Origin of the sequence: Brevibacillus sp. FIR094 (assembly GCF_050477165.1) — a bacterium.
In the GTDB taxonomy this organism is placed as follows: Bacteria; Bacillota; Bacilli; order Brevibacillales; family Brevibacillaceae; genus Brevibacillus.
This window is the reverse complement of the sequence record NZ_JBEAES010000007.1, coordinates 1-26203: the sequence shown is the minus strand read 5'-3', so window position 1 is coordinate 26203 and position 26203 is coordinate 1. Positions and strand designations below refer to the sequence as shown.

22 protein-coding genes, 2 pseudogenes and 2 riboswitches are annotated in these 26203 nt (G+C 45.8%); of the genes and pseudogenes, 20 read left to right on the top strand and 4 right to left on the bottom strand.

Going from position 1 to position 26203, the window contains the following annotated elements:
* Window positions 1-18: 18 nt before the first annotated feature.
* The gene (locus tag ACQ5DJ_RS07350; RefSeq protein WP_429841867.1) at window positions 19-840 is read right to left on the bottom strand and encodes an alpha/beta hydrolase; all 822 of its coding nucleotides are present in this window, start codon (window positions 838-840) and stop codon (window positions 19-21) included.
* 170 nt (window positions 841-1010) lie between these two features.
* Window positions 1011-1209: riboswitch (cobalamin riboswitch) on the top strand.
* Between the two features lie 163 nt (window positions 1210-1372).
* Between ACQ5DJ_RS07350 and nrdI the strand changes: the two genes are divergently transcribed.
* The 5 genes and pseudogenes from nrdI (at window position 1373) to ACQ5DJ_RS07325 (ending at window position 8029) form a co-directional block, all read left to right on the top strand.
* Window positions 1373-1732 carry a class Ib ribonucleoside-diphosphate reductase assembly flavoprotein NrdI gene (gene nrdI, locus ACQ5DJ_RS07345; protein WP_064199255.1) on the top strand — a complete coding sequence of 120 codons (360 nt, stop codon included), beginning with the start codon at window positions 1373-1375 and terminating at the stop codon, window positions 1730-1732.
* A complete protein-coding gene (gene nrdE / locus ACQ5DJ_RS07340) occupies window positions 1719-3803 on the top strand; it encodes a class 1b ribonucleoside-diphosphate reductase subunit alpha (protein WP_429841866.1) in 2085 nt (694 codons plus the stop codon). Before nrdI ends, nrdE begins: the two co-directional genes overlap by 14 nt.
* A 54-nt stretch (window positions 3804-3857) precedes the next feature.
* Entirely contained in the window at window positions 3858-4808 is a 951-nt protein-coding gene (nrdF, locus tag ACQ5DJ_RS07335; RefSeq protein WP_429841865.1) for a class 1b ribonucleoside-diphosphate reductase subunit beta, read from the top strand.
* Window positions 4809-4894: 86 nt separating this feature from the next.
* Window positions 4895-5093: riboswitch (cobalamin riboswitch) on the top strand.
* Window positions 5094-5238: 145 nt separating this feature from the next.
* Window positions 5239-7520 (top strand): annotated as a pseudogene (gene metE, locus ACQ5DJ_RS07330) (5-methyltetrahydropteroyltriglutamate--homocysteine S-methyltransferase).
* A 35-nt stretch (window positions 7521-7555) separates the two neighbouring features.
* The gene (locus ACQ5DJ_RS07325) at window positions 7556-8029 is read left to right on the top strand and encodes an acyl-CoA thioesterase (protein ID WP_429841864.1); all 474 of its coding nucleotides are present in this window, start codon (window positions 7556-7558) and stop codon (window positions 8027-8029) included.
* 181 nt (window positions 8030-8210) lie between these two features.
* Here the strand turns inward: ACQ5DJ_RS07325 and ACQ5DJ_RS07320 are convergent, their stop codons facing one another.
* The gene (locus ACQ5DJ_RS07320) at window positions 8211-8663 is read right to left on the bottom strand and encodes an SgcJ/EcaC family oxidoreductase (protein ID WP_429841863.1); all 453 of its coding nucleotides are present in this window, start codon (window positions 8661-8663) and stop codon (window positions 8211-8213) included.
* Between the two features lie 429 nt (window positions 8664-9092).
* On the opposite strand from ACQ5DJ_RS07320, the gene ACQ5DJ_RS07315 reads away from it, so the two are divergent.
* The 13 genes and pseudogenes from ACQ5DJ_RS07315 to ACQ5DJ_RS07255 all read left to right on the top strand — a co-directional run bounded on the left by ACQ5DJ_RS07315 (window position 9093) and on the right by ACQ5DJ_RS07255 (window position 22486).
* Entirely contained in the window at window positions 9093-9860 is a 768-nt protein-coding gene (locus ACQ5DJ_RS07315; protein ID WP_429841862.1) for an ABC transporter ATP-binding protein, read from the top strand.
* Entirely contained in the window at window positions 9847-11754 is a 1908-nt protein-coding gene (locus ACQ5DJ_RS07310; RefSeq protein ID WP_429841861.1) for an FtsX-like permease family protein, read from the top strand. The genes ACQ5DJ_RS07315 and ACQ5DJ_RS07310 overlap by 14 nt, the downstream gene beginning before the upstream one ends.
* A 25-nt stretch (window positions 11755-11779) precedes the next feature.
* On the top strand, window positions 11780-12151 hold the full coding sequence (locus tag ACQ5DJ_RS07305) for a YxeA family protein (RefSeq protein ID WP_429841860.1): 372 nt from the start codon (window positions 11780-11782) through the stop codon (window positions 12149-12151).
* A gap of 112 nt (window positions 12152-12263) precedes the next feature.
* Window positions 12264-12962 carry a response regulator transcription factor gene (locus tag ACQ5DJ_RS07300; protein ID WP_429841859.1) on the top strand — a complete coding sequence of 233 codons (699 nt, stop codon included), beginning with the start codon at window positions 12264-12266 and terminating at the stop codon, window positions 12960-12962.
* 3 nt (window positions 12963-12965) lie between these two features.
* A complete protein-coding gene (locus ACQ5DJ_RS07295; RefSeq protein ID WP_429841858.1) occupies window positions 12966-14381 on the top strand; it encodes a sensor histidine kinase in 1416 nt (471 codons plus the stop codon).
* 48 nt (window positions 14382-14429) lie between these two features.
* Entirely contained in the window at window positions 14430-15578 is a 1149-nt protein-coding gene (locus ACQ5DJ_RS07290) for a VanZ family protein (protein WP_429841857.1), read from the top strand.
* Between the two features lie 160 nt (window positions 15579-15738).
* Window positions 15739-15897 (top strand): annotated as a pseudogene (locus tag ACQ5DJ_RS07285) (IS3-like element ISEnfa5 family transposase); the annotation flags it as partial.
* A 140-nt stretch (window positions 15898-16037) separates the two neighbouring features.
* Window positions 16038-16925: a MurR/RpiR family transcriptional regulator gene (locus ACQ5DJ_RS07280; protein WP_429841856.1), complete on the top strand. Its 888-nt coding sequence runs from the start codon at window positions 16038-16040 to the stop codon at window positions 16923-16925.
* 40 nt (window positions 16926-16965) lie between these two features.
* Window positions 16966-18267, top strand: a complete 1302-nt coding sequence (locus tag ACQ5DJ_RS07275) for a CapA family protein (protein WP_429841855.1) — start codon at window positions 16966-16968, stop codon at window positions 18265-18267.
* Window positions 18268-18313: 46 nt separating this feature from the next.
* The gene (locus ACQ5DJ_RS07270; RefSeq protein ID WP_429841854.1) at window positions 18314-19573 is read left to right on the top strand and encodes an MFS transporter; all 1260 of its coding nucleotides are present in this window, start codon (window positions 18314-18316) and stop codon (window positions 19571-19573) included.
* Between the two features lie 63 nt (window positions 19574-19636).
* The gene (locus ACQ5DJ_RS07265; RefSeq protein WP_429842011.1) at window positions 19637-21145 is read left to right on the top strand and encodes a fatty acid--CoA ligase family protein; all 1509 of its coding nucleotides are present in this window, start codon (window positions 19637-19639) and stop codon (window positions 21143-21145) included.
* Between the two features lie 131 nt (window positions 21146-21276).
* A complete protein-coding gene (locus ACQ5DJ_RS07260) occupies window positions 21277-21744 on the top strand; it encodes a GNAT family N-acetyltransferase (RefSeq protein ID WP_429841853.1) in 468 nt (155 codons plus the stop codon).
* A 178-nt stretch (window positions 21745-21922) separates the two neighbouring features.
* Window positions 21923-22486, top strand: a complete 564-nt coding sequence (locus ACQ5DJ_RS07255) for an NAD(P)H-dependent oxidoreductase (RefSeq protein WP_429841852.1) — start codon at window positions 21923-21925, stop codon at window positions 22484-22486.
* A 68-nt stretch (window positions 22487-22554) separates the two neighbouring features.
* Here ACQ5DJ_RS07255 and ACQ5DJ_RS07250 read toward each other — a convergent pair whose 3' ends face one another.
* Both ACQ5DJ_RS07250 and ACQ5DJ_RS07245 read right to left on the bottom strand, forming a co-directional pair.
* Entirely contained in the window at window positions 22555-22920 is a 366-nt protein-coding gene (locus ACQ5DJ_RS07250; RefSeq protein ID WP_429841851.1) for a winged helix-turn-helix transcriptional regulator, read from the bottom strand.
* A gap of 130 nt (window positions 22921-23050) precedes the next feature.
* Window positions 23051-23605 (bottom strand): GNAT family N-acetyltransferase, encoded by a 555-nt coding sequence (locus ACQ5DJ_RS07245; RefSeq protein WP_429841850.1) that lies wholly within the window; start codon window positions 23603-23605, stop codon window positions 23051-23053.
* 457 nt (window positions 23606-24062) lie between these two features.
* Between ACQ5DJ_RS07245 and ACQ5DJ_RS07240 the strand changes: the two genes are divergently transcribed.
* The gene (locus tag ACQ5DJ_RS07240) at window positions 24063-24887 is read left to right on the top strand and encodes a MerR family transcriptional regulator (protein WP_429841849.1); all 825 of its coding nucleotides are present in this window, start codon (window positions 24063-24065) and stop codon (window positions 24885-24887) included.
* 27 nt (window positions 24888-24914) lie between these two features.
* Window positions 24915-25934, top strand: coding sequence for a serine hydrolase domain-containing protein (locus tag ACQ5DJ_RS07235; RefSeq protein ID WP_429841848.1), 1020 nt, complete (start codon window positions 24915-24917; stop codon window positions 25932-25934).
* The last annotated feature ends 269 nt before the right edge of the window (window positions 25935-26203 follow it).

Sequence of the window (26203 nt, the reverse complement as noted above, 5' to 3'; positions counted from 1 at the left end):
AACAAAAACTGCCCGTTTTTAGCGGGCAGTTTTTTTCGTAGCGAATTTGAGTCCTTGGCTAATTAAGACCGGCAAGACGGACGAATGATTTTCGTTAGCAAATTCTTTAAAGGAAGCCTTGATCTGACCTTTGCCTATGGAGGATAATCGTTCGATCATCGCCAGAGATCTTTCTTTGACCAAGAATCGCCCATCTTTTTCTAACTCCCCGATGGTGAGGAGCGCATGGACGTCGAGGTCATCTGTCAGCAGGCTGGGTAATCGACTCTCCTTCGCAAGCAGTACGCTCTCATTCCAGTGGATCGAAGGACTGCCAGCGATATAACGCTGAAAAGCGTGTGGCCTCGACAAAAGTACATGCAAGACAAACAAGCCGCCTAACGAATGTCCAAAAATCGCTTGTTGCGTCCGATCGATGGGGAAGTCGTTTTCGATACTCGGCTTGAGCTCCTCCTCCAAAAAGGTGAGGAACTGTTCCGCTCCCCCCATCTGAGGCCAGTCTGCTCCTTCTGGGTTCCTAGGAAGCTCTGAGGCGGGAATTTCATACGTGTAATCAAAGAAACGGGCAGGATGGAACGGACCGTCCGTTGGATACCCAATCCCGACGACGATAGCCGGATACACGCCAGTTCGTTCAGGGCCACGTGATTGTATCCGTATCGCTTCGGTCATGGTTGCAAAAACAGAGTTGCCATCTAGCATATATATGACGGGAAAGCCTGATTCCGGAGGGGGATCGGCAGGTATACTTACGAAAATGTGATAGTCACGCTCTTGATAAGTCATGATTTTACTGTAAGAACGAGGAATGACAACAGGTTGATAGTCGGTGCTTTTCATGAGGGCTACTCTCCAATCTATCCAAGGCTAACCAACGCACACAAAATCTATTATATGAACGAGAACCAGAGATTGGCAATAGCCGAAAAAGGAGAATAGTTAGTTTTCGAAAAGAGCGCATACTGAGCTTGACTCCTACGATATATTGAGGTAAAGTAAGTTTTACCAACTACATATTGATGCGGTAAGGTGTTTACCAGCCAGATTTGGTAGACTTAATAGGGAAGTCGGTGAGAATCCGACGCGGTCCCGCCACTGTAATGAGAGAGTTCCATTTGCGCAAGAATGCCACTGATCATGAAGGATCGGGAAGGTGAAAATGGAGCGATGATCCAGAGCCAGGAGACCTGCCTAACCGCTTGCACTGTTTAACCTACGGGAGATAGGGAAGTGTTCGAGCGCGCAATTCGTATTAGCGAATTGCTAGATGGAAGTCATCACGCGCATTCGGCATGTAAACGTCGGATGCGCTTTTACTTTGGCTAAATAACATACATACAGAGTAAAAATAGCAGGGGATAGGATGAGGGACATGCTAATCGCTTATGATTCAAAAACAGGAAACGTCCGACGATTCGTCAACAAAATTAATTTGCCACATGTGGAAATTAATCAAGATATGGTGTTGGACGAGCCATTCATTTTGATAACATACACGACGGGCTTCGGACAAGTGCCAGAGAAGGTGGCGACGTTCCTGAAGCGAAATCATGTCCATCTGCGCGGAGTATCCGCCAGCGGTAACCGCAACTGGGGAACCAGCTTTGCCAAAAGCGCGGATACGATCGCGAGCCAATATGGCGTTCCGGTGATATCTAAATTTGAACTGTCCGGTACCGGCCGTGACGTGGAACAATTTACGAGTGGGGTGGCAGCAATTGCGGCATATTGAATTGAACAACGAACTGATGCAGCGTGGCAACGACGGATTTTATCAACTGGAAAAGGATCGGGAAGCGGTTGCGGTCTTCATGGAAGAAGTGCAGTCCAATACGATGACTTTTGGCAGTGTCAAAGAACGCATGGACTATTTGATCGAGAATGACTTTTATGAAAACGTCTATGAAACATACACTGTGGAGCAAGTCGATGAAGTTTACCGTTTGGCCTATGACGCTGATTTTCAATTTGCTTCGTATATGGCTATCTCCAAATTTTATAAAGATTACGCCTTGAAAACGAACGATAAATCGATGTACCTAGAGCAGTATCCAGACCGGGTGGCCGTTGTGGCACTGTCCCTTGGACAAGGTGACTTTGAGCTCGCCAAGCGTTTAACAGTATCCATGATGGATCAACGCCTGCAACCAGCGACACCAACCTTCCTGAACGCAGGCAAAAGCCGCCGTGGAGAAATGGTCTCCTGCTTCTTGCTCGAAATGGATGATTCACTGAACTCCATCAACTTTATTTTGGGAACTTGTATGCAGCTATCTAAAATTGGCGGCGGTGTAGCTGTGAACCTGTCCAAGCTCCGCGGACGAGGAGAGCCGATCAAAGGTGTCGAGGGCGCAGCAAAAGGTGTCATGCCAGTTCTCAAGCTGTTGGAAGATGCGTTTTCCTACGCGGATCAAATGGGGCAACGCAAAGGATCAGGTGCAGCGTACTACAACATCTTCGGCTGGGATATCAACGAGTTTCTCGATTGCAAAAAGATCAATGCGGATGAAAAAGCACGCATCAAAACGTTGTCCATCGGCCTGATCGTACCAAACGTGTTCTACAAGCTGGCTGAAGAAAACAAGCCATTGAATGTGTTTGCTCCTTACTCCGTGTACAAAGAATACGGCGTGCATCTGGATGACATGGACCTCGATGACATGTACGAGGAGCTCTTGGCAAACGATCGCATCAAGAAAAAGACCGTGATGAGCGCACGCGAGATGTTGACCAAAATCGCAATGATTCAAATGGAATCGGGCTATCCTTACATCATGAACAAAACGAATGCGAACAACAATCATGCACTGAAAGATCTCGGTTCGGTGAAAATGTCCAACCTGTGCACGGAAATCTTCCAGCTGCAGGAGACTTCGACGATCACCAATTACGGCGAGATGGATATCATCCGGCGCGATATTAGCTGCAATCTGGCATCGCTCAATATCGTCAACGTGATGGAACGCAAAATGATCCGTGAATCCGTCCACGAAGGAATCGAAGCCATTACAGCTGTGAGTGACATGACGCGTGTAGAAAACGCTCCAGGCGTTCAAAAGGCAAACAGTGAGCTGCACTCAGTAGGGCTCGGTGCGATGAACCTGAACGGTTATCTGGCAAAGAACAGAATCGCTTACGAAAGTGAAGAAGCCAAGGATTTCGCTCGTACATTTTTCATGATGATGAACTTCTACTCCTTGGAAAAAAGCATGGAAATTGCCAAGGAAACAGGCTTGACCTTCTTGGGCTTTGAACAATCGGAATATGCAAAAGGCACTTATTTTAACAAGTACTTGACGAACGATTACAGCCCGCGGACGGAAAAAGCAAAGCTTCTCTTCGAAGGGATGCACATTCCGGCGCCAGAGGATTGGGCGGAACTACAGCAAAAGGTGCAAAAGCATGGCGTTTACCATGCGTACCGTTTGGCGATTGCACCGACACAGAGCATTTCCTACATTCAGAATGCGACTTCTAGCGTGATGCCAATCGTTGAGCATATCGAAACGAGAACGTATGCCAACTCTACGACGTATTACCCGATGCCGTACTTGTCGCAGGAAAACTATTTTTACTACAAATCGGCGTATGTGATCGATCAATTCAAAGTGATTGATTTGATTGCCGAAATTCAAGAGCACATCGACCAAGGAATTTCGACTGTGCTGCATGTGAACAGCAATATTTCAACCAGAGAACTGGCTCGCTATTACATTTACGCAGCGAAAAAAGGTCTGAAGTCACTCTACTATACGCGTACGAAGCATTTGACTGTAGAAGAGTGCATTAGCTGTGCGATTTAGTGAACTCGATTTATAAAGAAAAAGCATCAAGCAAAAAGAGAAGAGGAACGCCATATGAAAGCAGTCAATTGGAACAGGCCGGACGACGATTTTACGATGACGTTTTGGAATCAAAACATCATGCAGTTCTGGACAGATGATGAGATTCCGCTGTCAGATGACAAGATGTCCTGGATGGAGCTCAGTGCGACTGAACGGGACACGTATAAAAAAGTATTGGGCGGTCTCACCTTGCTGGATACGGTTCAGGGTGGGGTAGGGATGCCGAAGATCATGGAGCATGTCGATGGACTGCAAAGAAAAGCGGTTCTCGCCTTCATGGGCATGATGGAGCAAATCCATGCCAAATCGTACAGCAGTATTTTTACTACGCTGGCATCGACAGAAGAGATTGATGGTATTTTTTCGTGGGTAGAAAACAATCCACATCTGCAAAAGAAAGCGGCCCTCATCTCGAAACGCTATCAAGAAATTGAGAAACCAAAAGACTTGTATATGGCGATGGTAGCGTCCGTCTTCCTGGAAAGCTATCTGTTTTACAGCGGCTTCTTCTATCCGCTCTATTTGGCGGGGCAAGGAAAGATGACAAGCAGCGGGGAAATTATCGACCTGATTGTTCGCGACGAGAGCATCCACGGACTCTATGTTGGCGTTCTCGCACAAGAAGTATATCAAGGTCTGAGTGTAGTCGAGCAGACCGCAGCAAAAGAGGAGCTGTATGCCCTTTTGCATGAGCTGCAAGCAAATGAAGAGGCCTATACGACTTCGTTGTATACGGAAATCGGATTGGCTGACGAGGTTCATGCGTACGTGCGCTACAACGCGAACAAAGCATTGATGAATCTGGGCTTGGAACCGTTATTCCCGGAGGAAGAAGTGAACCCAATCGTGCTGAACGGCATTCGCACGCAGACGAAGCAGCATGACTTCTTCTCAAAAAAAGGAAATGGTTATGTCCGTACGCTAAACGTAGAGCCGTTGACCGATGATGATTTTACATTTTAGTATGACAAAAAATGGATTCTGTGTTACTGTATGAACAGTATGTTGCCCTGCTAGTTTACTGGGGCACTTCACAGAACCATGACAATTGCATATGAGTGGGAATAGGTTCCTTGGTCATCAAGATCGACCAAGGATGAAAAGGGAAGTCGGTGAGAATCCGACACGGTCCCGCCACTGTATGAGGGGAGTCGGCACATTTTTCAGCCACTGATCCAAACGGATTGGGAAGGCATGTGCAGATGATGAACCCAAAGTCAGGAGACCTGCCTGTTTCGACGACACTGCTTAACCTACGGGAGATAGGGAGGTGTTAGGATGCTGTGATCTCAGTGCTTATTTGGCATTTCTAACGTTCTTTTTGATCGTTGGAGATGCTTTTTTTATTGGGCGGATTCAAATCAAGATCGAATAAAGAATGGAGAGGAAGCTCATGAAAAGCAGCAATTTGGGATATCCACGGATCGGGAAGAACCGCGAGTGGAAAAAGGCATTGGAAGCATTTTGGGCAGGCACCATTGATGAGGTGAGCCTAGAGCAGCAAATGGAGCAAATCCGTCATCAACATCTACGGAGTCAGCAGGAAAAAGGGGTCGTGCTAATCCCTGTGGGTGACTTTACGTATTACGATCACATGTTGGACATGGCTGTGATGTTTGGAATGGTCCCCAAGCGTTATGAATACGAGGGAGGCCCGGTTTCATTAGCCACATACTTCGCCATGGCTCGCGGTTCGAAGGAAGCTGTCGCCAGCGAAATGACGAAATGGTTTAACACGAACTACCATTATATCGTCCCAGAGTTCGGTGAACGCCAACCATCCATTACGGAGAACAAGCCTCTCCAGGCATATTTGGAGGCCAAAGAAAAGTTTGGTATTATCGGAAAGCCTGTCATTGTAGGCCCGTATACGTTTGTCAAATTGTCCAAAGGATATGAGAAAAACGAATTTGAGAACATCGTGGATCAACTCGTTCCGCTCTACATAGACGTTCTCCGGGAGTTAGAGCTACACGGCGTGGAATGGGTGCAAATCGATGAACCTGCATTTGTACTGGATGTCTCTGTGCATGATCGCGCCATCATCAAACGTATCTATGCGCAAATCGGTCAAGCACTACCACATCTACAGTGCATGCTGCAAACCTATTTTGAAGCGGTGGATTGGTACGAGGAGCTGGTTACCTTACCGGTAAAAGGAATCGGTCTTGATTTTGTACATGGAGCGAAGCGCAATCTGACCAATCTGAAAACACACGGGTTTCCAGCAGAAAAGATTCTTGCAGCTGGAATTATCGACGGTCGAAACATATGGCGTGCTTCGATTGAGGAGAAGTGGGATCTTGTCAAAGAAATTTCCGATATTGTTCCACTCGAAAAGCTGTGGTTGCAGCCGTCCAGTAGCTTATTGCATGTACCAGTATCCGTTGAAGCAGAGACGGACTTGCCTGAGGAAGTAGTGCCTGTATTGGCGTTTGCAGATGAAAAGTTGGGGGAAGTTCATCTCTTAGTCCAAGGATTCCTATATGGAAAGTATGTCATTTCGAAAGAGATTGCTCAAAATGAAGCGGACTTGCTCAAGCTGGCACTATCCCCAGCGAGGAATCGTCAAGAAGTGAAGAATGAGCTACGCCAAATGGCAACGGGAAAACCTGAAAGAAGCGTTCCATACCAAGAACGTCGTGAGATTCAACAAAATACGTGGAAGCTGCCACTGCTGCCAACGACTACAATTGGTAGCTTCCCGCAGACGTCAGAGGTTCGCCAAGCGCGACAACAGTTTAAAAAAGGGAATTGGGCAGCGGAGCAATATGATGCTTTCATTCAAGCGCAAATCAAGGAATGGATCGATATACAAGAAGAGATCGGTCTGGATGTCCTCGTCCATGGGGAGTTCGAACGAACAGATATGGTCGAATATTTTGGAGAAAAGCTCGATGGCTTTTTGTTCACGAAAAATGGCTGGGTGCAGTCGTATGGCTCCCGTTGCGTGAAGCCACCTGTTATTTACGGAGATGTGGAGTTTGTTGCACCAATGACAGTCAAAGAAAGTGTATATGCAAAATCATTGACGGACAAACCAATGAAGGGTATGTTAACTGGTCCTGCAACTATTTTGAATTGGTCGTTCGCGCGGGTCGATGTCTCCAGACAAGAAGTGTGCGAGCAAATCGCCTTGGCATTACGAAAAGAAGTAGAAGCCTTGGAAGAAGCGGGTATTCTCATGATCCAAGTCGATGAGCCAGCACTACGCGAAGGATTGCCGCTCAAAAACGAAGAACAGGCAGCTTATCTCGAATGGGCCGTCAGAGCGTTTCGTCTAGCAACCTCCACCGTTGCACCGAGCACGCAAATTCATACACACATGTGCTACTGCGAATTCCATGATTTTATGGATGTCATCAGCGAACTCGATGCCGATGTCATTTCGATTGAAACTTCCCGCAGCCACGGAGAGCTCGTGTCTGTGTTCGAAACAGGTACGTATGACAAAGGCATCGGGCTCGGCGTATACGATATCCATAGCCCCGAATTCCAGCTGTCTCAGAAATGGAAGATATGGTAGCGCGAGGTGTACAAGTACTTCCACCCGATCAATTTTGGATTAACCCAGATTGCGGGCTGAAGACAAGAGGGAGAGAAGAAACCGTTCAGTCATTACGAAACATGGTTGCGGCAACGAAGGCGATTCGGAGTCGTTTGACAGTCCAATAGGGAAGGGGCACACGGTGAGAGGAGCCACACAAACGATGACAGAAGCACGACCAATCCAACAATCGAGAACCTTTTTGACTGATCTTGTCTTGCCACCGGATACCAATCACCACCATACCATTTTTGGCGGGAAAGTCATGGCATATGTAGACAAAATCGCCTGCATCGCAGCCATGCGACATTGCCGTAAACCTGTTGTCACGGCGTCCAGCGATTCCTTCGATTTTCTCGCGCCAATTAAGACAGGGGAAGCGATTAACCTAGAGGCATATGTCACCTGGACCCATAAGACATCGATGGAAGTATTCGTGAGAGTGGAAGCGGAGAACTTGTTGACGGGGGAAAAGCGCATGACAGCACGCGCGTATCTGACGATGATTGCCCTCGACGATCAAGGAAAGCCGACGATCGTACCTGGTGTCATTCCTGATACTGAAGAAGAGCACATACAGTATGAAAAAGCGAAGGAACGCCATGTATTAAGAAGGAAGCGGAAGGTAGAGATGTAAGAACAACCTGCTACAGAGAAGCCTCCGGTAAACTTGTTTGTGACAGGTTACCGGAGGCTTCTTTATTTTATTCGCATTCATACACCATTTTCATAAAATTGTTCTGGGTGGTATGTAGATAGAGCAAAGGCTAACCCTGCTTGCTCTTGAGTCAAGGTGGTCATGATACGCAAGTCTCTCCTTAGAGCATCCCTTGCCGTAGTTCTTCTGTAAACTGCTGGACTAGCACGGGTCTACCGTGGAACTGAGCAGGGGTATTTTGAAACAATGTGACTTCCCATTTGTCTCCTTGCTTTAACGCTACGAGCGTCTGATGCGTATTCAATGCGGGGTCCAGCTCGTGTTTTCCTGGTGGAATCATGCCTGCTATTGCTCGTAAGATACCAACTTCTTCGCTCAACAACCGCACCGACCGGATTTTATAGACAAAGGGAGGTGTTTGGTGATGGGAGAAAATTTCGTCGAGATGACTGAAAATCTCGTCACGCCCCATGATCTGACTGCCATCAAAGCCAATCAATTCACCTTTTGTCGAAAAAGGAGTGGACATACCGGTAGCGCTGCGATCATTCCAGCCTGTGATCAGTTGTTCATATAGGGTGCGGATCGCATTTTCGCTTGTTATTGCCGTCATGTTCTTGCCTCCTCGTACCTATTTGGAAGAAAGAGTATCATAAATGAAGTTCTCACGCAAAAATAAATGTCCCTAAGAAATGGGATCAGATATAATCGGAATATACGTTCTTATTCTTGTGAGGTGTTCGATGATGACGAGGAAAAACGAGGTCGTAATCAAAAATCATCGCTCCCATTATCCCAATCCAATCACACTCGAATATTTGCTGAAAAACTTTACGGAACAGTTTCTTGCCAAATCATAAATACTTGGGGATCCAAGCATTTTCAGGCTGTCGATAAAGTCGGCAGCTTTTCTTTTCTGGGCGCCCCGAGGGAGGGCGCTGTTTATATTTTTAAGGTTTAGATAAGGTTGCTATAAAAATGATCTAAGGTTCAATCGCTATGATAAATGCAGGACGAAAAAGGCATTTGAAAGGATAGCGATATGAAAACGATTCTGGAAGCAAACCACGTGCATAAAACATTTGGCACAAAGGGGAACGTGTATACCGCCCTGCAAGATATTAACCTAAAAATACAAGAGGGTGAATTTGTCGGGATCATGGGCCCGTCCGGAGCTGGTAAATCAACCTTGCTCAATATTTTTTCGACCATCGATGTGCCATCCTCAGGTGAAGTCGTGATTGCTGATCAAAATATCGTTTCCATGAACGAGGAACAGTTATCGGACTTTCGCCGGAATAAGCTGGGCTTTATTTTTCAAGACTATAATCTTCTCGATACGTTGACTGTAAATGAAAATATTTTGCTTCCGCTTGCCTTGTCGAAGGTACCTGCCGTTGAGATCGAAAAGCGGGTCAATGAGATAGCAGACACGTTTGGTATTCGGGAGATTTTAGACAAATACCCGTACCAAATTTCTGGCGGTCAAAAACAACGGACTGCGGCTTCTCGGGCTATCGTGGCTAATCCGAGCCTGATTTTGGCAGATGAGCCTACAGGTGCACTTGATTCCAAATCGGCAACGAGCTTGCTGGAGAGCTTGAGCAGACTCAATGAAACCAATCAATCTACCATTCTGATGGTCACACATGATACGTATGCGGCGAGCTACTGCAAGCGAGTTATTTTCATGAAGGATGGTCAACTCTTTACCGAGCTCCACAAAGAAAAGCAGTCCCGCAAGGAGTTTTTCCAAAAGATACTGGAGATTCTTGCTTCGCTTGGGGGTGGGCATCATGACGCTCTTTAGCATTGCCAGAAAAAATATCCGTAAAAATTTCACCAACTACTTTATTTATTTTGCTTCGATGATTTTTAGTATTGTGATTTACTTCACGTTTGTTTCTTTGAAGTATGACGACACCATTGAGCTCGCGGCCGAAGGGTCGAATAAAATCAGTTCTGCCTTTAGTGCAGCTTCGGTCGTGTTGATGATCTTTGTGGCGATTTTTATCTGGTATTCCAACGCATTTTTCACGCGCAAACGCAAGAAGGAGGTCGGGCTTTACTCTTTGCTCGGCGTACGCAAGAAGCAGATCGGCCGCATGCTTTTTTATGAAAATTTCATCATGGGAATCATTGCGCTCCTGATCGGGATAGCCCTTGGCTCCGTGTTGTCCAAGTTTTTTGTCGCGTTCTTAATGAAGGTGATGGGGTATGATGCCCTCGCGCAATTCTCTGTTTCATCTGAGGCCATCCTAAACACGATCATTGTCTTCTCTATCATCACGTTTCTTACATCGCTCCAAGGCTATCGGTTAATTTACCGCTTCCGATTAATCGAGCTATTTCGCGCGGATCAAGAAAGCGAAAAGGAACCAAGAACGTCATGGATCACCGCTCTCTTATCTGTTGCCTTGATCGGCTTCGGTTATTGGCTTGCGCTGCAAACCATGTTTGAGTCAACGATTTGGAGAGAGTTAGGAGTTATGGCAACGCCGCTCCTCATCTTGCTCACCGTTATTCTCGGGACGTATCTCTTATTCGGTGTTTTCAGTGTCACCTTATTGAAAGGGTTAAGAAACCATAAAAAGAGCTATTGGAACGGGATGAACGTAATCGGCATCTCCCAGCTTTTATACCGAATGAAAGGAAATGCGCGCACGTTAACCATGATCGCTGTACTCAGCGCCACGACGATCACATCTGTGGGAACGGCATACAGCTTGTATTACAACAACCGAAGCAACGTTGAAAAGGTGAATCCGAACAGTATGATGTTTATTGCTACGGACAGCCGTTCAACTAAACAGGTAAAGGAACTGATTTTGCAGTATCCCGACCATGACATTCTTTATCATCGGACCATTCCGGTTGTTCAAATGGATGTAAACAGTCATGAACGGACATACACCGTGATGGCAAATCGCGATTTTAACCAATTGGCCCAATTACAAGGAAAAGACGATGTGCTTGCCTTACGAGCCAAGGAAGCCGTTTTATTAGACCCCTCTTACATCGAAGGCATTTCCCCGCAATATGTCGGCACAAGTATTCTTTTAGAAGCAAAGGACAGGGGAGAGAGCGTGACGATCCAGGAGCGAAAGGATTACAACGTCTTGAATCTGCAAACGGTCTATTCGACGATCGTCGTCAGCGATGAGCTGTTCGTCCGCTTGCAACAAGAGACGAATCAGGTGAGCTTGGAGACGTATGCCATTGCACAGCAAGATAAGGCCAAGCCATTAACCGAGGAAATTCAAGCGATCTTACCCGAACAAGCGAGATTTTCGAGCTTCTATCAAGACTATGCACAAGGAGTGGAAGCATTCGGCTTGCTCATTTTTATGGGCGGATTTCTCGGACTCGTTTTCCTGGCTGCAACCGGGAGCATCATTTACTTTAAACAGCTCACGGAGGCCCATGCAGACAAAGGGCGATATGAGATTTTATACAAAATCGGCGTAAGAAAAAAAGACATCAGAAAAACCATTGCAAAGCAAGTGTTGTTCATCTTCGCCCTCCCCTTGCTGGCTGGAATCGCGCATAGTGCTGTGGCCTTAACTTCTTTATCGCGGATGCTGCAAATGAACCTGGTCATTCCAGTCGTCATTTGTATGGCGGTCTATACATGTATTTACATCGCGTATTATTTCTTGACCGTACATGCTTACTACCAAATCGTAACGAAAACAAAATCATAAGCTGCACGATATAAGGAGACTACCTATGAAAAAGACAACCATCATCGTATTATCCGTCATACTTGCGCTCATAATCGGGGCTGTATTCCTCCTGCAAAACGTGAATTTTAACAGATTGGGTGCAGAAGAGTATTATGTCCAGATCAATAAAGAGGGACAAAAAAATGGAGTGACGCTGGATAGCGGGGAGAAGTTTACCACGTACGATTATACACTGCTGGGCTATAACGAGAATGGCGAAGAAAAAACACTCACCTTCATGGCGATGAAAGAGCTGCGAAAAGATGCCTATCTCCGCGTTTTCGTGAAAGAAGAGAAAGGGGTTACGTCCTATCAGGAAGTAAAGTTGGACGAGCTGCCTGACAAAGCCAAAGAAAAACTGGCAAATCAACCGTAAATAATGAGGTAAGTAAGTTTTGCCGAAGTCATTCCCGGATGGCTTCGGTGTATCCTTGTTTGTTCAAGGAAAGGCTAAGCAATAATTCCAGCGATGGCAGGAGGGCTTCGTAATGAGTAAGGTACTGATCGTGGACGATGAAGAGGATATCGTTAGATTGTTGAAAACGGTACTGGTCAAGGAAGGTATCGAGAATGTATACACGGCTTCAACGGGAGCCGAAGGATTCTCCCAGTTTCAAAACAAGCAGCCCGATGTTGTGATTTTGGATATCATGCTTCCAGACGGGGAAGGCTATGACGTATGCAAAAAGATCAGAAGCATCTCACATGTACCGATCTTGTTTCTATCCGCAAAAACGGAAGAAATTGATAAACTATTAGGCTTGGCCATCGGCGGCGACGACTATATCGGCAAACCGTTCAGCCCGAAAGAAGTGGCCTATCGAGTGAAAGCACAATTACGAAGAGCAGAATATCAGCAAGTGGAAGTGAAGGCGGATCCTGTAATTAAGGTCGGCCCATTTGTTTTGGATGAAGAAAAGGTCGAGTTGCGAAAGCATGGGAACATCATCGAATTAAAACCGAAGGAACTCGGGCTGTTTACCCATTTGCTCAAGCATCCTAACCAAATTATTAGCAAAGAAAAGCTGTACTACCAAGTATGGGGCGAAGATTTCTTTGGCTTTGACAATACCGTGATGGTACACATCAGAAAATTACGAGAGAAAATAGAGGCTGATCCTTCCAATCCAACGTACCTGTTAACGGTGAAGGGCCTGGGATACAAGCTAGCGGTAAAGGATGAATAGCGGATGAATTGGAGGTTGACGGGGAGGTTTCTGGCTTCTGTAGTGTTGATTGTCATCCTGGTTGTGCTCAGTAATATCGTTCTTCTTGTCTTGTCACTCGTGGTCACCACCCAAACGGAGTGGGACGAATCTGCGATAAACGAGAAGACAAGCTCTGCGGAAGCAATCACCAGTCGTTTCCATGAGCAAATCATTATCGCGAATGATCAGATGACGATTACCGACAAAGGCAAGGCAGAGCTGGACCAGCAGAACGCATGGATACAAATTCTGGACGAAGATGGCAAACAGCGCTATGGGTATCGCTTGCCGGCGGGGATAAAAGAAAAGTATGCGCCCATCGACATCATCCAGATGTACAAATACAAAGAAATAGATGGGGACACGACGGTATTTATTGGCGGGAAGCAGGCAGGTGAACGCCATTACAGCTACTTTATCGGGTTTAAAAATCGAAATCTGCAACGACACGTATTGTTCTATGATGTCCGCGAACTCGTACAAGTATTTAATATCGGAAGCATTGTCGTACTGATTGTGGATGGGTTGATCGCGCTGATCGTTGGATACTTTTTTAGCAAAAGACTGACGAAACCACTGTTGTCACTCATAGAGGGAATAAGAAAGCTCGCCAACAAGGAATACCATATCAACTATGAACCGGTTGGCGTCTATAAAGATGTTTTCTACAACGTCAATTATTTATCGCATGAACTACGAGCAGCGGAAAAAGAACGAAAAAAGCTAGACGCCATGAAAGAGGAATGGATCGGCAATGTCTCTCACGATTTGAAAACGCCTTTAGCGTCGATTCAAGGCTACGCGGAAATGATGAAAGACACCGAGTATGACTTTTCGCGTGAGGAAATGAGAGAGTTTGCGGAGATTATTGAACGAAAGTCATTGTACTTGAAAGACGTCATTGAAGATCTGAATTTATCTGCGCGTTTAAAAAATAAAGGGCTACGTTTACGCAAAATGAATACGAACATCGTGAGCCTGGTAAGAAATGTCGTCATTGATACGTTGAACGATGCCAGATATGCCGACAGGAACATGGAGTTCCGGTTTAGCGATGAAGTCATCAATGTGGAGATGGATGAAATCCTGATACGCAGAGCGATCACCAATTTGATCTACAATGCTATCGTCCATAATGGTCCTGCTGTCCACATTAAAGTGAGCGTAGAGAAAGGTCAGCGCACACAAATCAGGATCGAGGATAACGGCAAAGGAATGAAAGTGGAGGAGCTCGATCGAATCTTTGACCGTTACTACCGCGGGACGAATACGGGAGAGCTGCACAAAGGCTCCGGTCTGGGCATGGCCATTGCGCGTGACATCATTGTGGCACACGGTGGAGAGATCAAGGTGAATAGTTTGCTGGGGCATGGAACCAAGATTGAAATCCAACTATGAAAAAGGCTGCTGCTACTCAGCTGCCCAACTGGTAAAAGGAGTTCTCGCATGTCATCGTACGTATTTCCTATTCAATATGCTTTTCTTGTTTTTGGGTTAGGTTGTTATGTGTTGTTTATTCCCTGGCTTATTTATACGTATAGAAAAGATGGGTTTTTTAGCTGGTGGAGGCTCATTTTAAGCTCCTCTTTTCTGTTTTATTTGCTATGCGCGTTGTTTCTGGTACTGCTTCCTTTGCCAGATACAAGGGACACTTGCTCCATGCAAACAGAGAATACCGTTTATTATTCGCTGGTTCCGTTTACCTTCGTCGGTGACATTCTCAAGGAAACTTCGATTGTATGGTCACAGCCATCCAGTTATTTTCAGCTCGTGAAAGAACGAGCTTTCTTGCAGGCTACTTTTAATTTTCTGCTGTTGCTCCCCTTTGGCGTTTATCTCCGCTACTTTTTCCAGAAGCGGGAATATTGGAAACGGGCTTTGGGGCTAGGATTTGCGCTGTCCCTGTTCTTTGAAATCACACAATTATCAGGTATCTATGGCATTTACAATTGTCCGTATCGGCTATTCGATGTCGATGATCTTATTCTCAACAGCAGCGGTGCATTATTTGGTTTTCTTGTTGCACCGATCGTACTAGCTTTGTTCCCGTCTACCAAGAGCATCGAAGCGAAAAGAGCCAGTGTGATGGAGAGTGATATCGTCCTCCCGGTACCGCAGTTGCTGGCGTTGATGATCGACGGTATCGTAGTCCAGTTCATATCCGGTCTGTTTGGTTTTCTTTTGCCGTTTGGCTGGCTGACAGAGGTGATCAGTACCTCGCTCGGCATGGTGCTTGCCTTCTATTTCATTCCGCTCTTCTGGAACGGTAAAACGATTGGAACGGCGATTATGCGGTTCAGGCTGGTGAACGAAGTCTCCGGGAGGCCATCCGCAACGTCTTTGTTCAAGCGATTTCTTGCACTGTATTTCACTTGGTTTGTCATGTACACCTCGAATGTAATTGGCCAAACAGAGAGATGGATGGAGTCGGCTTTTTATCCCTTGCTTATCTTTTTCACCTTTGGCGTCATCGTAGTGATTTCGCTCGTATTCCTCATTCATGGTCTGATCGTTGTGTTTTCCCGCGGCAGACGCCGGTTTTATTTTGATCATGCGTCCGGTATCAGACCAAGCCGAAAAAACCTCCACTCTTGATATGCTCCCCTTCAGGTAGACCGTTGAAATAATAAAACTGCTACCTGTAAGGAGGAGCATTTTTTTATGTCCCATAAAGCAAAAATATCTTCGTGGGGAAGACTCGTTGAATCATATCGCATTTACGCTAGACATTGCCCATCAGACATTTCCTGATGCTAAACCCATCTTTCATAGTGACCGAGGATTTCAATATACAAACAAAAAGTTTAAAGAAAAATTAGACGATGCAGGGATGACTCAGAGCATATCGAGGGTAGCTAGGTGGATAGACAATGGCCCGATGGAATCCTTTTGGGGAATGATAAAAACGGACCTTCCAACTGTGGAGGTCCCTATTCATTATCCACCAAAATGAAGCAGAAACTACATTTTCTAAGAAGTATTGAAGTGATTTCTTTCAAAGGATATACTATTCTCAAAATTAAAACAAATCAGAATGATAAAGGAGCTTCAGGTATGGCACAACTCGTAAAAGAACGGATTCGGAAGCAGTATGGAAAGCTGACAGCAAGCCAAAAAATCATCTGTAAGATCGCAATTGAAAAGCCAAGCTTACTTGCGATCCATACCGCCAAAAAAATCGCGGAGTTTACGAATACCAGTGAAGCAACCGTCATTCGCTTTTGTTACGCATTGGGTTACTCCGGATACACAGAGCTTCAAGAAGAAATCAAAAAGTCTCTTTTAATAGGAGACCAAAGGAAGGGGCCGATCCAGAAATATCGAGACACCGAGGTTACACTCGATCAGAGCAACTACGCGCACCAAGTGATGGAAAGTGATATTGCGTATCTCCAACAAGGCTTGCAGCAAATTGACTACACGTTGCTCCAAGAGGTGGTCAAAAGCATCGTGCAGGCAAACCGAATTGTAGTGGTAGGATTTCGCTGGTGCCATATTCCTGCAAAATGGTTGTTCTCAGCGTTGAATGCCATCAAAGGAAACACACATCTGTATACGGGAGCAGTTGATAACGCAGATTATTTTCTCACCGAACGAGATCAAGAATGGTTGGTTATTGCGATTTCATTTCCTCGTCATCCTAGCGAGACGGTTGCCATGGTCCATTCAGCAAAAGAGCTGGGAGCGAAGATTTTGGCGATTACGGAAGGGGAGTTCTCCCCCATCAGCCAAGTCGCAGATCATCTTCTGAAAATCACCACCCCCCAACCCGTTGCGACTAGCGGTATGCCCACATTATTCTCCATGCTAAATGTCTTGATTAAAGGCGTCATGCTCCACGACGCGCAAAATGTCCAGAAACGATTGCAGCACTATGATGAAATCAGCTCAAAGCTATACTCGTTTGTGGGAGAGGATGAGGAAGACTTCTCGATCTTTTGAAAGCAGAAAAAATGAGAAAAGGGAAAGGGGAAACCTGCCAATGACCAAGCCGATTTGGTTTACTGCGACTGGTGACAGCTTCATTACGCGCAATCTGCCATACAGGGACCAAGCTTTTCAAGAGGTTACCAGCCTGCTGCACCGTGCGGACGTACGAATTGCGAATCTGGAGACGACCGTACACGATAATGAGGGCTATCCCAGCGCGCAAAGCGGAGGCACATGGGCGATGTCACCACCTTCCGTTTTACAAGTCATGAAAGATTACGGCTTTAACATGATTGGCTGGGCGAATAACCATACGCTCGATTATTTGTATGGGGGACTAGAAGCAACCGAACGATATCTCAATGAGTATGGCTTCGTCCACGCTGGCGCAGGCAAAAATCTCGCTGAAGCGGGGTCCCCGCGTTATCTCGAATGCGAAGGGGCCAGGGTAGCCTTGATTGCTGCGACGTCGACTTTTCATCCATGGTGGGCGGCCGGAGATCAGCGTTCGGATAGTATCGGCAGACCTGGGATCAATCCGATGCGTTATGTCATGACACACCATATTACGGAAGAAAAGCTCGCTGATTTGAGGGCCATTGCGGAATCGACGGACATTAATGCCTTCAACAAACTTCTCATCGAGGAAGGCTTCATGAACGATCCGGGCAAGGAGATTTTTCTCTTCGGAAATGCACGTTTCATGGTAAGCGACGAAGAGGGGACGACTACCCAACCGCATCCGCGCGATCTGAGAAGAATCGTCAAAACCATTGAGGAGGCGAAAAGGCGGGCTGATTACGTCATCGTGAGTATTCACGCACATGAAATGAAGGGGGAAGAGAAAGAGGTTGCAGCTGATTTCTTGCCTGTTTTTGCAAAAGCTTGCATCGATGCAGGTGCACATGCTGTTGTGGGACACGGCCCCCATTTACTGCGTGGCATTGAAATCTACAACAATCGGCCGATCTTTTACAGCTTGGGAGATTTTATTTTTCAGACAGAAGCCGTTACGAGTCAACCCGCTGATTTCTACGAGCACTATGGTCTGGACCACAACCATAATGTGGCAGATGCGTTGGAAGCGATGAGTGCCAACTACACACGTGGACTTTGTATGCACAAAGAGGTGTGGGAGTCGGTTATTCCCTTGTGGAAAATGAAAGATGGTGAGCTACTCGAACTGGAGCTGCATCCGATTGAACTAGGCTTTGATCAGCCAGTACATCGTATGGGGTGGCCGAAATTAAGCGGGGATACCTCGATACTGGAGGGGCTCAAGACGTTGAGTGAACCATATGGCACAGTGATTGAGATCATGGATGGAATTGGAAGAGTGAGGCTTTCAAAATAGCGGGGGATAGTGGCAGTCTATTTCCTAGACAAATGGAGTGATTCACATGATGGCCAGAATCACGATGGTTATGTTGTTTGTGCTATACATGATCAATTATGCGGATAAAACGATTGCGGGATATTCTGCCGTGCCGATTATGGCTGAATTTTCGTTGAACGAGAAAGAATGGGGCCTTGTCGGAAGTAGTTTTTTCTGGTTTTTCTCTATTGCCGGGATTGTAGGCGCGGCACTGTCGGACCGTATCGGGACGAAAAAAATGCTGGCGATCATGGCACTGTCCTGGACAGTTATCCAATTCGGCGCTTATGCGATCGCGGGTTTGCCGATGCTTGTCGTTGCGCGAGTATTGCTTGGAATAGGAGAAGGACCATTTTGGGCAACAGTCGTTAGTCATTTGAACAAGTGGTTTCCCGAAGAAAAGCGTGGACTGGTTTATTCAACGGTGAACTTCGGTGCTTTCGTCGGTGCGGTTGCTTCCGCACCGATGATTGTCGCGCTAATTGATAGCTATGGATGGCGATTTTCCTGGGTCTTTATGGGCGCACTCAGTCTGATATGGCTCTTGGTCTGGCTGTGGATTGGAAAAGAAAAACCACTTGTCAGCGTCGCTCCTGCAAAAGTCGAAGCTCCCACCTTATCAAAAGCGAAATGGTCGGATATATCCGGTGTCTTGCTCTCATCCACGTTTTTATTCTGTTTTTTAATCTATTTCGCACAAATATGGGGGACCACCTTCGCATCCGTATGGGAGCCGGTCTATCTCGTCAAGGTTTTCCAGTTTACGAATCAGGAAATGGCTTATGCGATTGCTGGTACAGGACTTTTGGCTGGACTGATGACCATACTGATTTCATCGATTGGCGATCGTTTCTTTAAAAAGCATCGCAGCTATCGCAAATCATACGTTCTAGTGGGCGGTGTTTCGATTATTTTAGGGGGACTGTGCTTTTACGGTGTTACGCTTGTTCAATCTACGGTACTTGTCTTGATCCTCTTGTGCCTAGGAAAAGGATTTGCTTTTTCTGTGGGGACCGCTGCCTCTGTAATTGTCAGTAGCTTGTTGCCGGAACGCACGGGACTTTTGGTAGGTGTGTTGTCCAGCCTGGTTACATTGGCAGGGATTATTTCGCCGCTGGTAACGGGCTCTATCGTTCAGTCAGCCGGAGATATTGGCACTGGTTTTGGCAACGCCATGATCGTCAACGGGTTGCTCTTCATCATTTGCGGCGTTCTTTTCCTGCTCTTTGTGAAGCGCAATGAACAAGTCAGTCAATCAGCACCGCCAATCTCTCATGTTTCCTAAAAGTAATACTTTATAGGCTTGGTTCTAAATGTTAAAATTTTCTGAAAAGGGGGTAGATGTGTGGTGTATCATTTGAATGAAAGCCTCATGCAGAGCGCGAAACAGTTTGCGGATCGTCCAGCCTTTATCTTTATGGGAGAAACGACGACGTATGCCCAATTCAATCAGCAGGTCGAACATCTCGCAGCTGGACTTGCCCAGCACGGGATTGGAAAAGGGGATGCTGTCGCCCTGCTCATGGATAATCGGCCGCATTTTGTTAGCGCTTACTATGCGATACTCCGCGTAGGAGCAGTCGTTGTTCCCATGAACCCCGTCTATACGGCGCGCGAAATTAGCTTCATTCTATCGAACAGTAAAGCAAAGGCAGCCATTGCCTTATCTGCGTTGCAGCCGGTACTAACCCCGATGAAGGACCAAATAGAAGATTTGCAACTTCTCATCTACACGGAATCCATTGAAAATGAAATCACGATCGATCAGCTTATAAAGGATGGGCAAGAGTCAGAGGCAGGGTACACGGAGCCGGAACGAAACGAAGATGACCTCGCTGTAATCTTGTACACATCAGGTACGACTGGTCAGCCAAAAGGAGCGATGCTCTCCCACCGCAATATGGATTCGAATGCGGAAGCGATGGGGATATTGTTCGAGCTGGTGGCCGAAGATCGCATGGTCGCGGTACTTCCGATGTTTCACGTCTTCTGCATGACGGTGTGCATGAATGGACCGATTCGCACGGGAGCAGCCATTATTATCGTACCAAAATTTCATCCGGTAGATGTCCTCCAAACGATTCGGGAGCAAAAAGCCACATGTTTCGCAGGTGTTCCGACCATGTACAACTATCTGCTCCAGCTGCCGACTGCGACAAAAGAAGAATTCTCCTCCATCCGGATATACTGCTCGGGAGGTGCATCCATGCCCGTCGAGCTCCTGCACAAGTTCGAAGCGAAATACGATGCCAAGGTACTGGAGGGCTACGGTTTGTCCGAGGCAGCTCCAGCTACAACCTTTAATCCACTGCACGGGACCCGTAAGCCAGGATCGGTTGGAGTCGATATCCCGCTTGTGAAGAACAAGGTCGTCGATCCCGAAGGTAACGAAGTCGCACGTGGAGAAGTGGGCGAGCTGGTAGTAAAAGGGCCAAATGTTATGATAGGGTACCTCGGTTTGCCAGATGATACAGCCGCGGCGCTCCGAGATGGTTGGCTGTATACGGGAGACATGGCTCGTATGGATGAAGAAGGATATGTGTACATCGTTGATCGCAAAAAAGACATGATTCTCGTTGACGGCTTTAACGTGTATCCGCGTGAGGTAGAAGAAGTGCTTTACCAGCATCCCGCGATTATCGAGGCGGCTGTGATCGGGATTCCCGATGAGGTGCATGGCGAAGCAGTCAAGGCATTTGTGGCATTGAAGGAAGTAGCGGTTTCTCAAGAGGACATCATGGCATTTTGTCGTGACAAGCTGGCGAAATACAAAGTTCCTCGTCAGGTCGAATTCGTAGCTGAGCTCCCCAAAAACAGTACGGGGAAAATCTTGCGTCGCTCGTTGCGCACCTCTTAAACGATCGCACGACGAAATGAAAAATGCCAGCTCACACAATGATCTCTTTGTTGTAGCTGGTTTTTTCATGTCACGGAGTTGCACGAGTTTCATTTTGTAGCATGTAGAACGGGATGTGGAGGTGTTTTGGATTGCTGCGTTTGATTCATGCAATGAAGGAATATGAATACGATCAAGCACGTGAACTTTTCTTGGAGTATGTAGATTCATTAGGAGTGGATTTGAGCTTTCAAAACATTGCAACCGAATTGCAAAATATACCGGGCGAGTACGCACCTCCTGCGGGCAGTATTTTGCTGGCGTTAGATAACGAGCAACCAGCAGGCTGTGTTGCCTTACGAAAAATAGATGAACAAGTTTGCGAAATGAAGAGATTGTACGTGAAGCCTGAATGGAAGGGAAGAGGGGTAGGGAAAAAATTAGCCTTGGCGATCATGGACGAAGCAAAATTACGAGGCTATTCATTCATCCGATTAGATACGCTTCCTACGATGGAACAAGCGATTCAGCTGTACCGCTCCTTGGAATTTTATCCAATTAACCCCTATCGTTTTAATCCGATTGAAGGCACGCTGTATATGGAGAAAAAACTCAAATAAAACATTTCCAAAGAGGCCTCCCAACGTACAAACCTAGAATCATTAGGTTGAGGGGAGGTCTTTTTCTGTTCTTTACACTCACCTTTATGTAAGTAACTGAACAAAATGTGCATACTTACAAATTTGCAGCAAGCATTTTATACTCATAAAACATCAAACCTTCAAGGAGGAACCTACTTTGAAAACTCTTGTCATTGTCACTCATCCAAGCATCGAAACATCCGTTATCAATAAGCGATGGGTAGAAGAACTCAAAAAATATCCAGAAAAGTATACCGTACATGAATTGCATAAGGCATACCCAGATGGAAACATTGATGTGGAAAAAGAACAGCAATTGATTGAATCGCACGGGAATCTTGTTTTACAGTTCCCTGTTTACTGGTTTAATTGTCCGCCTCTCCTGAAAAAATGGCTTGACGATGTTTTTGCATATGGGTGGGCGTACGGTTCAAAGGGAGGCGATAAATTAAAGAATCGCAAAGCTGCATTAGCCGTATCTGCTGGAATTAGGAAAGAGGATTATCAGGAAGAGGGAAGATATCGGTATACACTTGAGCAAATATTGACCCCTTTTGAAACAACCTTTCGCTACTGCCACGCGGATTATCGTTCATTCTTTGCGTATTATGGTTCGGAGACAGAGTCCGGGGAAAATGTACCTGGTCAAGAACTTGAGCCGACCGGCAGCGTATTGGATAAGAGCGCGCAAGATTATTTGAAATTCGTTGATAATCTATAAGAAGCCCGAAAGAAAAAAGAAGTATTTCCATGTTTGGGAGATACTTCTTTTCCTGTTAGAAACAATCGTTATGCTTGCTGCTTTACATCCTCCCGAGGCGGCAAGCTGTTTTTCTCGCCCCAGTCGCACATCATATTTAACAAGGGGATGAGAGAAAGGCCACGCTCTGATAAGGAATATTCCACTTTGGGAGGGACCTGGGGAAATTCCTTGCGGATGATCAAGTCATCTGCCTCCAGCTCTTTTAACATCATGCTCAGCGTTTTAAAGGAAATGGTACCGATACTTCGCTTCAGCTCATTATGCCGCATCACTTTATTTTCAGCGAGCCAATACAAAATGATCATTTTATATTTCCCGCCTATTAAAGACAGCGTATATCCAAAGCCAGTGTCTTTCAGCTCCACGCCAGTCGGAACACAGGTTTCACGCATGAAATACACTCTCCTTTGGGAAGTATGGGTTATAAATGCATATACTTCACCATACATCATACTGCCATTTTTGGAAAGTGGTGCCGACACTCTGTTTATGGCGCTCAAGCTTGTGAGGATCAATCGCTTATTAATCAAGCATGAGATACCAATAAATTGCTATCTCATCACTATCCTTATCTAGACCTCTGTAGACGTAGGAATCGAAACCTCCGATGACAAAACCACAACTTTCGTAGAATTTACATGCGCGGACATTATTACTTTGTGTCTCCAGCATGATTCCCGGCATACCGCCATCCTTCGTCCAGCGTATAGCCTGTTCGATTAGTTTTTTACCGAGACCGTATCCTCTATATTGCTTATCAACTTTGATATCTTCCACATAGGCAAATTTGTTCCAGTTTCTTTTCAAAACAATTTGCCCCACAACTTGATTATTTACGAGCGCTACATAAATGATTTGATGGGGATTGCCGATATAGTTCGAATAATCTTCAATAGTATCTTCTTCAAGCTGTTCATCATCGTAGCTTTTATTCCTAAGAGGTTTCTCCTTCACCGTATATCCGATTCGCTGTCCTATTAGTTGCAAGACAAGGGTAGAGTCTACGATAAAGCTTCCATCAATGTTTGAACCACACTCATCGTCCCCAGCCTTCAGTTCTCTAATAAAAATATCCATATTCGTCCTCCTATATTTTCATAAGGTGAGAATAGAGATAGAAAGGGGGGACCACGGACTTAACGGAATACATATTGCTCCGTCATTTTCAGAACCTCCTAGTATTATTTAGCATGTAAGATTCTCTAGATAATTGTACAATCTTTGCTTAGCAGGTGCTACAGCTTTTGATCGATAGGCCCGGTAGCTTACTAGCAAATGAATGACAACTCGTTATTTCTCCCAAAGCTCGACCAGTCGACCTTCAGGATTTTCAATCCAAATAAACTTTCCAAAGTCACTAATTAGCTATCCGATTACATGAGATATTCGAGTATTAAATGTAAGTTCCTTTTTCAACTATTTTCATCTCGCATGATGCCCGATTACTGGAAAACGGCTCTTGCAGTTGACTTTGCCCTTAGGGGAAGGGGTATAAGTAGAATATCGATACGGAATGAACAAGGGAGGTGAGCCTGTGCTAGCAATCGGAGAATTCTCAAAGATATGCGGAGTGTCTACCAAAACGCTTCGTTATTATGCCGAAATAGGACTAATGAACCCAGACGAGATTAATCCTGAAAATGGCTATCGGTATTATTCCATCAAGCAACTGAAAAAGATGATCTTCATCAACCGTTTGAAATCGTATCATTTTTCGCTGGACGAAATAAAAGCCATTTTGGAATGGGAAGAGGATCAGTCGGAAGAGAAACTGGTTTCCGCGCTTCTTCACAAGCAAAGGGAGATGTATGAAAAACGAGACGCTTTGGACTATACCATAAAACAACTGAACCATGATCTTTCCAAAATCGAAAAGGGTATCTCCATGATGTCTTACCTTGACAACATAGAAGTACAGCTAGTGGAGACCCAGCCAATCCCTATTCTTTCTATACGTCAGATGATGACGAGTGATGATTATGCAACAGGGTATGGTAAGTATTTTAGTAAGCTGTATGAAAGGATTGCAACTGAAAAGCTCACCTTGCTCGGTACGCCGATGACAATTTATCACAGCCCAGAATTCAATCCTGCCGGAAACGATACCGAGTTTGCACTCCCAGTCGCGGAGGCTGTAAAGGGAACAAGAGATCTACCTGGGGGACTATGTGCAAAATCTGTATGTAAGGGCACTTATACAGAATTGACTGCGGTATATGCCAGATTGCGTGAATGGGTAGAAAACGAAGGCTATGAATTGGTGAGATCACCCTATGAAGTCTATGTAACCGCACCCGATCAAGCAAGTGTTCCTGAGGAGATTGTTACGGAGGTGTATTTTCCCGTCAGAAAAAAATAACATTCACTAGTAGAGGAGGGAAGTATCATGCAAAGAAGCGATTGGCCCACTACAGAATGGCAAGCGGTAGACCCGGCCCTCTTGAACATAGACGCTAAAAAACTAGCAGAGGTAGACCCTAACATAAAATCCGCGTACAGCAACATAAACGGGATCATTATTGTGAGAAATGGTTATATCGCCCATGAAAGCTACTATCATGGCTATGGACCGAAAGATAGGTACCACGTAGCGTCTGTAACGAAAAGTATTCTATCCGCTCTCATTGGTATTGCGATAGAGGAACGGTTTATCAAAAATGTCGACCAAAAGGTACTAGAATTTTTCCCAGACTATACACCTGATCAAACGGACACGCAAAAACAAGAAATCACCCTACGCCATCTCCTCACGATGACAGCCCCCTATCCTTTTGAGGACTGGCACGAACCACTGGACAAGATGTGTATGCAGTCCGATTGGGTAACATATACGCTGGATATGCTCGGACAAAACGGAGAGATTGGGGCATTTAAGTATTCAACCGCTGGGGCGCATCTGCTTTCAGCCATCCTCACACGCAGTACAGGAAAAAGTGCACGAGAATTTGCCAACGAACGCTTGTTTACACCCATCGGCATGGAAGAAATCCCTGATTATGAAATGAAGGCGTTTGCGTTTGACGATTTATTCGGGAAAGCTGTGAGAGGATGGGTGAAGGATCCAAACAACAACTCCACAGGAGGGTGGGGTCTCACGTTAACTCCACGTGACATGGCACGTTTTGGTTGGCTCTATCTGAATCGTGGTTGTTGGGACAATCATCAGATCATTCCAGAGGATTGGATAGATGAATCAACTGCGTTGAATCCCAATTCATACGGGTATCTATGGTGGTTGCGTGAAGAGGACGATCTTTTTGCATACGCAGCGATGGGCGATGGCGGGAATGTTATCTGTTGCATCCCAGAAAAAAACCTCGTTGTAGCCATTGCATCAAAATTCATGCCGAATCCTCGGGATCGATGGACGCTAATTAAGGAGCATATTATCGGGGCGATAATCTAAGGCAATAGATAGGAATGAAACAAAAAACCGGGGAGTTGCAGCTCACCCGGTTTAACCATTAAACGGTCGTTTAACTATACTTTACTTGGAAGCGTAATTTTCGGCAGCAATGCAAATGTAGTAGCTTAATCCCGTTTGCTGTTCTTCCAACATAGTGCGGTGGAACTCATCTAATAGGAAAAACCTTGACTGCTCGGAAAAAGCCCTCGCATCAATAAACTGTCCCCTATAGAGTAGACACTTAAAAAAGTCTGCCTATAGGGGACTTT

Coding starts and splice junctions, on each gene's coding strand:
- nrdF (WP_429841865.1), top strand. CDS start 3,858: ATGAAAGCAGTCAATTGGAACAGGCCGGACGACGATTTTACGATGACG.
- ACQ5DJ_RS07305 (WP_429841860.1), top strand. CDS start 11,780: ATGAAAAAGACAACCATCATCGTATTATCCGTCATACTTGCGCTCATA.
- ACQ5DJ_RS07290 (WP_429841857.1), top strand. CDS start 14,430: ATGTCATCGTACGTATTTCCTATTCAATATGCTTTTCTTGTTTTTGGG.
- ACQ5DJ_RS07295 (WP_429841858.1), top strand. CDS start 12,966: ATGAATTGGAGGTTGACGGGGAGGTTTCTGGCTTCTGTAGTGTTGATT.
- ACQ5DJ_RS07320 (WP_429841863.1), bottom strand. CDS start 8,663: ATGACGGCAATAACAAGCGAAAATGCGATCCGCACCCTATATGAACAA.
- ACQ5DJ_RS07350 (WP_429841867.1), bottom strand. CDS start 840: ATGAAAAGCACCGACTATCAACCTGTTGTCATTCCTCGTTCTTACAGT.
- nrdI (WP_064199255.1), top strand. CDS start 1,373: ATGCTAATCGCTTATGATTCAAAAACAGGAAACGTCCGACGATTCGTC.
- ACQ5DJ_RS07245 (WP_429841850.1), bottom strand. CDS start 23,605: ATGGATATTTTTATTAGAGAACTGAAGGCTGGGGACGATGAGTGTGGT.
- ACQ5DJ_RS07310 (WP_429841861.1), top strand. CDS start 9,847: ATGACGCTCTTTAGCATTGCCAGAAAAAATATCCGTAAAAATTTCACC.
- ACQ5DJ_RS07325 (WP_429841864.1), top strand. CDS start 7,556: ATGACAGAAGCACGACCAATCCAACAATCGAGAACCTTTTTGACTGAT.
- ACQ5DJ_RS07275 (WP_429841855.1), top strand. CDS start 16,966: ATGACCAAGCCGATTTGGTTTACTGCGACTGGTGACAGCTTCATTACG.
- ACQ5DJ_RS07300 (WP_429841859.1), top strand. CDS start 12,264: ATGAGTAAGGTACTGATCGTGGACGATGAAGAGGATATCGTTAGATTG.
- ACQ5DJ_RS07235 (WP_429841848.1), top strand. CDS start 24,915: ATGCAAAGAAGCGATTGGCCCACTACAGAATGGCAAGCGGTAGACCCG.
- ACQ5DJ_RS07280 (WP_429841856.1), top strand. CDS start 16,038: ATGGCACAACTCGTAAAAGAACGGATTCGGAAGCAGTATGGAAAGCTG.
- ACQ5DJ_RS07270 (WP_429841854.1), top strand. CDS start 18,314: ATGATGGCCAGAATCACGATGGTTATGTTGTTTGTGCTATACATGATC.
- ACQ5DJ_RS07250 (WP_429841851.1), bottom strand. CDS start 22,920: ATGCGTGAAACCTGTGTTCCGACTGGCGTGGAGCTGAAAGACACTGGC.
- ACQ5DJ_RS07315 (WP_429841862.1), top strand. CDS start 9,093: ATGAAAACGATTCTGGAAGCAAACCACGTGCATAAAACATTTGGCACA.